This window comes from Amaricoccus sp., assembly GCF_017995835.1.
Classification (GTDB): Bacteria; Pseudomonadota; Alphaproteobacteria; order Rhodobacterales; family Rhodobacteraceae; genus Amaricoccus.
In genome coordinates this window covers 1-6,473 of sequence record NZ_JAGOID010000133.1, presented here as the reverse complement: position 1 = coordinate 6,473, position 6,473 = coordinate 1, and the positions used below count along the sequence as shown (strand labels likewise).

General features: G+C 72.5%; 5 protein-coding genes and 1 pseudogene. 5 read left to right on the top strand and 1 reads right to left on the bottom strand.

Annotation, left to right across the window (positions count from 1 at the left end):
• Positions 1-537: 537 nt before the first annotated feature.
• From KBA23_RS14980 to KBA23_RS14960, 5 genes are all read left to right on the top strand, one after another.
• Positions 538-1,932, top strand: a complete 1,395-nt coding sequence (locus tag KBA23_RS14980) for a hypothetical protein (RefSeq protein WP_290742511.1) — start codon at positions 538-540, stop codon at positions 1,930-1,932.
• 230 nt (positions 1,933-2,162) lie between these two features.
• A complete protein-coding gene (locus KBA23_RS14975) occupies positions 2,163-2,459 on the top strand; it encodes a hypothetical protein (protein WP_290742508.1) in 297 nt (98 codons plus the stop codon).
• Between the two features lie 10 nt (positions 2,460-2,469).
• A complete protein-coding gene (locus KBA23_RS14970) occupies positions 2,470-3,597 on the top strand; it encodes a glycosyltransferase (protein ID WP_290742505.1) in 1,128 nt (375 codons plus the stop codon).
• Positions 3,584-5,662 carry a hypothetical protein gene (locus KBA23_RS14965; protein ID WP_290742502.1) on the top strand — a complete coding sequence of 693 codons (2,079 nt, stop codon included), beginning with the start codon at positions 3,584-3,586 and terminating at the stop codon, positions 5,660-5,662. The genes KBA23_RS14970 and KBA23_RS14965 overlap by 14 nt, the downstream gene beginning before the upstream one ends.
• The gene (locus KBA23_RS14960) at positions 5,613-6,026 is read left to right on the top strand and encodes a hypothetical protein (protein WP_290742500.1); all 414 of its coding nucleotides are present in this window, start codon (positions 5,613-5,615) and stop codon (positions 6,024-6,026) included. Before KBA23_RS14965 ends, KBA23_RS14960 begins: the two co-directional genes overlap by 50 nt.
• Before the next feature lie 225 nt (positions 6,027-6,251).
• On the opposite strand, the pseudogene KBA23_RS14955 reads toward KBA23_RS14960, so the two are convergent.
• Positions 6,252-6,470: pseudogene (locus KBA23_RS14955) on the bottom strand (transposase); the annotation flags it as partial.
• Between the last annotated feature and the right edge of the window lie 3 nt (positions 6,471-6,473).

The window sequence follows — 6,473 nt, the reverse complement described above, 5'->3', positions numbered from 1 at the left end:
TGCGGTCCGGTCTGCCCGCCGGACGGGCTGACGCTGATGGCTGTCGGATATCCCGAGGATCCTTTTGCCGAGGCCGGCGTCGGGCCGTCGGCTCCGGTGTCCTGAAACGGCGCAGAGCCGCGCGGACCGGAGGATTCCCCCGGTCCGTCATTGCTCCGGGGGCATGGCCGCCCGGAAAAATGGCGGATTTTCGGACAGAGACCGGCGGCGCGGCGCTTGTCCGCCGCCGCGCGCTGGCATCCGGCGGCGTCCTCGTCTAGAATGGCACAGTGTGGGTGCGCGGGGGCGCGCCTTGTGGGGTGGTGCCCGGCGTCTTCGTGGCGATCGGGGGTTATGGTGGGAGCGCGCATGTCACGGCAGGGCCAATCGGCATGGCTGAGAAAGCGCGCGGTCGGCGTCGAGGACGCCGGCTTCGACATGTCCACCTGGGCCGATGCCGGGGATGAACCGGAGACCGGCGTCGACATCGTGCCGGCCCGGCCGCGTGGTGTCAGTCGCGTCGCGTCGCCCGGACCGGCGCCCAGACCAGCGGCAGAGATGCCCGAACCGACCTCCGGACAAGGTGAGCCGAGCTGGACCGACATGCTCGATCCGGCGGCGCTGGAGGCGCGGCTGCTGGAGGCGCGCGCCCGCCGCGCCGAGGCGCTCGCCCGGCGCGCCGAGAACACCCCGTTGTCCGAGGGTGCCATGCGCGAGCGCGCCACGACCGAGCTTGCCACGACGGCGCGTGCGACGCCCGCCCGGCCGCGCGGTCCGGGGGCGACCATCGTCCGGCCGGCCCACGCGACCTCGCGCCCGATCCTGGCGCCGGCCCGCGCGTCCGAGCCGGTGCCGCCGCCGCTGGTCGCCGATGCGCGCCCGGTTCCGACGCCGAAGCCGCGTCCGTTCTGGGGCGACCGGCGCGCCTCGCTGGGTGTGATCTTCCTCGTAGGGATGCTTGGCGGCGGAATCGCCGTATGGCTGTTGCCCGCCAACCTCGGCCGGGAAAGCGCCGAGGCGCCGCGCGCGGCGGACGCGGTGGCACCGACCCCGCTGGCGGTTTCGCTCGCCGCGCCGACCACGATGGATGAAGGTCCGGCCGCGCTGGCACCCGAAGCGGTCGCGGCCCTGAGCGGCCCCGGCGACTCGGCCGGCGCCTTCGAGCCCCGCGCCGGCGAGCCGGACGCCCTTCCGCCGCCGCTGATCGAGGCGGCGCCGTCGCGGCCCGTCGCGCCCGCCGTCGCGCCGGAATTCGGTGGCGCGGCGCCCGTGGAACTCGCCGGCCCGGCGTTGGAGGATCGCGAGGCGCTGCCGAACTTCCCGCGCTTCGCCGCGCTCGCCGGGCAGGCTCCGGCCGTGCTCGGCGTTCCGGACATCGAGACCGGTCTGCCGGACGTCGCGACGCGCCTCGCGGCGATGCCGGTTCCGGTCGCTCCGGCGCGGGCTTCCGCGGTGGAGACGGCGCGCGTATTCCTGCATTTTCCGCCCGCCGCCGACGACGCGGCCGAGGCGGCGGTCGCCGCGCTGCGCGCCGCGGGCGTCTCCGAGGCGACGCTGGTGCCGGGCCGCGTCGCGGTCGGGTCCAGCAACGTGCGCTATTTCCATGAGGCCGACCGCGAGGCGGCGGTCGCCGTGGCAAAGCTGGTCGCGCCAAGCGGCGGCGCGGCGCCGGAAACGCGCGACTTCACGAGCTTTCGCCCCCAGCCCGACGCCGGTCTGCTCGAGGTCTGGTTCGCGGGCGCGCCGCCGACCGGGCCGAGCGTCGCCGCCGCCCGCGTCGCCACCGGCGAAGCCCGCGGCAAGTCCGCCCCGGCCGCGGTCGCGACCCGCGCGCAGCCGACGGCGACGTCGCGCACCACCCGCCAGCGGGAGGCGGAAGCGCAAGCCGTGCAGCGCATCCTGCTCGAACGCGCCGTCGAGCGGATGCTGAAGGATCGTCTGCCGCGCGGCTGAAGCGCCGCGAGTTCTACTCGCAAAGTCAGCAGTCTGTCGGATTTCGCTCGGCCGCCGAGCAAAGCTTGGCGCTTCCCCGCCTACGACGCCGCGAGGACCTCTCCGAGCCTTTTCTCCAACCCCGTACTGGACTATGCCTGCCTTGGTGAGTGGGTAGGAGGGATCGGCGCGCCGCGCCGGTCCGTTGTGGGGTTTGAATGAGACGGAAAGTCGCCGTCATGGTGTCCGCGATGATTCTGGCAGCGCAGCTCGGCAGTCCGCTGGCCGCCGCCGTGCCGAACACGGACGAACTCGCCGAGATCGCGGGCTATCTGGAAAGTAACGACGTCGAGGCGCTCCGCGCGTTTCTGTTGCTGCACCCCGAGCTTCTGGAGGGGGATACGCAGCTGTCAAGGCTGCTCGCGGAGTTCATGAGCGAATCCGAGGACATGACCGGCTTTCTCGGGTTGGAGCCCGACCTGCGCGACGCGCTGCGCGCGCCGAGCGCCGAGGTCGCCCCGCCGGACACGCCCGACATGATCTATTGATGAGGCGCCGATGAACGCCCCGACGTCCGCTGGCGATCCCGCGGCGTCCGCGCCGCGACTCGCATGGGCGGCGCCGCGGGTGGCGAGGCGGATGACGCTGGTGCTCGACCCGCGCTTTCCGGGCGGCACGGCGGCGGCGGTCGCGGCCGAGATCCGTGCTCTGTCCGGCGCCTTCGATCTCGCGGTTGTTGCCCTCGAGACGGCGATGTTCAAGGGACGCGAGGTCAATCCCCATCTCGCCGAGGCGCTGGCCGCGACCGGCGTCGACATGGCCTGGCAGCCCGCCGTGATTCACGCCGACACGGTCGTCCTGCACAATCCCGCCTGCCTGAAGTTCGAGCGCGCGCCGCTGCCCCGGATCAGCTGCCAGCGCGCCTTCGTGGTGACGCACGAGAATTTCCTGCGCCCGAACGGCGCCGAGGGGTTCGACGTCGCGGGATGTCTCGCCCGGATCGAGACGAGTCTCGTCGCGGGCCGGCGCTGGCTCGCGCCCGTCTCGGACTGGAACCGCTCCGGGGTCGCGTCCTGGTTGTCCGCCGGGATCGATTCCGGCTGGAGGCTCGCCGATTTCGACTGGGCGAACATCTGCGACTTCGACCTCGCGCCGCCGACCGCGACGCCGCGCGACCGCCGGGGCCGCCATTCGCGCCCCGGCTTCGAGAAATTTCCTTCGCGCGAAACGATGCTTCGGCATTTTCCCGCTCGGGCCGAGCGCTGCGTCCTGCTCGGCGCCGATGGCTTTCTCGACGATCCCGAATGGGTCCCGCGCCACTGGACGGCGCTGCGTTTCGGCGAGATGGACGTGGCGAGCTTTCTTGGCGAGATCGATTTCTTCGTCTATTTCACCAATCCGATGTGGCGCGAGAGCTTCGGCCGGGTCATCGTCGAGGCGATCGCCGCCGGCAAGCTGGTGATCACCGATCCCGGCACGGCGGCGACCTTCGGCGAGGCGGTGGTGGCGTCGGACGGCGGCGACGTGGATGCGATCATCGCACGCTTCCTCGCCGAGCCGGAACGCTACCAGGCCTTCGTCCGGTCGGCGCAAGCGTCGCTGGCGCGGTTCGGCCCGGAGAGCTTCGTCCGGACGATCCGGGCCGGCATCGAGCGGAGCGGAGTGGAGGCCGATGTTCTGGTGTGAGACCGGGGGAGAGACGCCGAGGGACTATGACGCCCTCGCGCTCTTCGTCGCCCAGCTCGCGGCGGCCGGCGCGCCAGCCGTCGTCGATTCGCGCGGGGTGCCGGACGGGCTGTCGCGCTACGTCCAGTTCGAGCTTGCGCCCTATCTGCGCGAGGGGCCGCCGGAGGGGCGCGACACGGTGGTCGTGGTTGGCGCGCATCGGCTGACCGACGGGCGACTCGCCCGGCTGCGGCGATTGGCCGGGCCGTCCGGCCGGCGGGTCGTGGCGCTCGGCGCCTTCGAGACGCGCCAGGCGGTGACGGGGGTCAAGGCGCGGCTGTCCTATGTCTTCGGCCAGGATCCCGTCACGCGGGAATCAGGCGAGGAGGGGGGAGACTGGCCGGATTTCGGCGTTGCGCCTCGCGTCGATACGGCGGCGCGGCCGCGTCTGCTGCTGCTCGCGCCGGATCTGGGTGAGCGCGCCCAGGCCTCGGCCCTGATGGCGCTGGCGCTGTCCCCGCGGCTCGATGTCGCCGTGCTCACCGATGGCAAGTCCAAACAGGAATGGCAGGCCGCGCATGGCGCCGAGATCCCCTTCTATCAGTTCGCCGAGGCGACGCCGGCCAGCCTCGCGGCGCGGATCGACATCTGCGTTGCCTTCGGCTCCTTCGCGCAGAATCCGCGGGCGCGCGCGCTGATCGCCAATCTCGCCCTCGGCGGGGCGACGCTGATCGACGCGACGCCCGGTCATGCCGGGGCGCGGGCCAGCGATGCCTTCGTGCGTGGGCCGCTCGATCTCCTGGCGCTCGGCCCCTTCATCTCGGCCGAGATCCTGCCCAATCTCAGGCGCATTGCCGAGCGTGTGCGCGGATCGCGTTTTGCCGCGGCGCGGGACGCCGGTTCGCTCCTGCGCCTTCTCGAGGCCCCGGCGCGGCCGTCTCGCCGACGCTCCGAGCCGGTGGGAGGGCGCATCCTCTTCAATCCGACGAACGGCGTTGGACTGGGTCATGCGCAGCGCTGCGTCCTTGTTGCCGGCGCGCTCGCCAGTGCCCCCGAGCCGCCGGTCTTCGCCGCCTTCCCGAGCTGCTCCCGGCTCATCAAGGCGCATGGCTTCGACGTCATGCCGCTGATCGGGCGCAGCGGCCAGCACACGCAGAGCCACGAGAACGACCTCGCCAACTATGTCCGGTTGCGGGCGCTGGCGCGGGACGCGCGCACACTCGTCTTCGACGGCGGCTATGTGTTCGATTCCGTCTACCGAGTGATCCTCGAGCGCCGCCTGCGCGGCGTCTGGATCCGCCGCGGCCTCTGGCAGGCGAGCCAGGACAATTCCGTGGCGCTCGACCGCGAGAAGGTGTTCGACCGGGTGATCGTGCCAGGCGAGGCTTTCGAGGAGCTGAACGAGACCTACTCGCGCGGCGACCATGTGCGGCTGGTCGGTCCGATCGTCCAGCGGCTGACGCTCGATCCCGCGCGCCGCGCCGACCTGCGCGCCAGGCTCGCCGAACGCTTCGGCCTGCCGTTCGAGCGGCTGGTGGTGACGCTGCTCGGGGCCGGCGTCGCCGCCGACCGGGGCGCGCAGTTGCAGGCGCTCTGCGGCATGATGGAGCGGCGGACGGACGTCCTGCACCTCATCCTGGTCTGGCCGACCGCCGTTCTGCAGCCGGTCTGGCTCGGCTGGAGCCGGAGCCGGGTGGTCAAGACCCATTCCGCCGGGGTGTTGGCGGCGGCGGCGGATTTCTGCGTCGGCGCGGCCGGCTACAACTTCTTCCACGAAACGCTCTACAACCGGGTGCCGGCGGTCTTCGTGCCGCAGACCGGCTCCTACATGGACGACCAGCGCGCCCGTGCCCGCGCCGCGCACGACCGCGGCCTTGCCGGGCTGGCCGAGCCGAGCGCGTTGATGGTGCTCGAGCGCGAGGTTGGCCGCTTTCTCGATGGCGGTGCCGCCGAGCAAGCACGGACGCGGCTGGCGGCGCTCGAACTGCCGGCGCCGGGAGTGGAGCGCGCCGCGCGGCTGATAGAGGAGGTGAGCAATGGACCCGCAGCGCTGGAACGCGATCCTGTCGCGGATTACCCCGCTTGACGCCGAGGATATCGACGATCTGACCGGCGCCTTCGACCCGCGGCGGGCGCCGCCGCCGGGGCGCGACCTTTTCCCCGAATTCGCGGCCGCGCCGATGCCGCGTGTCGCCCTCCGGCGGGCGGACGCGGTCGCGGTCGGCCTGCGCGTACCGGCGCCGCCCCTCGACGCGGCCGACCGCGCGCTGCGGCTCGCGGCCTTCGCGCTCGAACGCGATGTCGAGGTGGTGATCCTCGCCGCCTCTGACCTGAGCGGCTTCGAGCGCTTCGGCTTTCGCTCCGAACGCCTGCCCCCCGCCACCGCGCCCGGCACCGCCGCCTGGGAGGATCAGGTCCGCCGCTTCTGGAACATCGACCTCGTTCTCTGACGGTTGCACGCCCCGTCGCGGACCCGACCGATCACTGCGCCGCGGGGTTGACGCAGGGCGTAACCGCATCCCGCGGGATGCGCAGGTGGCCGAGGACCGGCATGGAGGCGCGCCGGGTCGGCGGGCTTCGGAAACCGGCCGGCGTTCCGGTCGAGCGGGGGCTCCTCTCGGTTGCAGGCGCGGGTGGCCCGGCGGGGTCGGTCACCCGCCAGCGCCTTTGCTCCTCGTGTCGCGCCAGTCGTAGAAATAGCCCTGCACGGTCGAGAGCGGCGGGAAGTCCTTGGGCGGCATGCGCCATTGGCAGCCGCCGCTGGCCATGTACAGAATGGCGTTGACGAATTCGCGCAGACCGGTGGTCCGCGGCCAGCCTCCCGGCCGCGCTGGAGGGAACAGCGGCGCGATCAACCCCCACTCCGCGTGGGTCAAATCGCTTGGATAGCGCAGCCC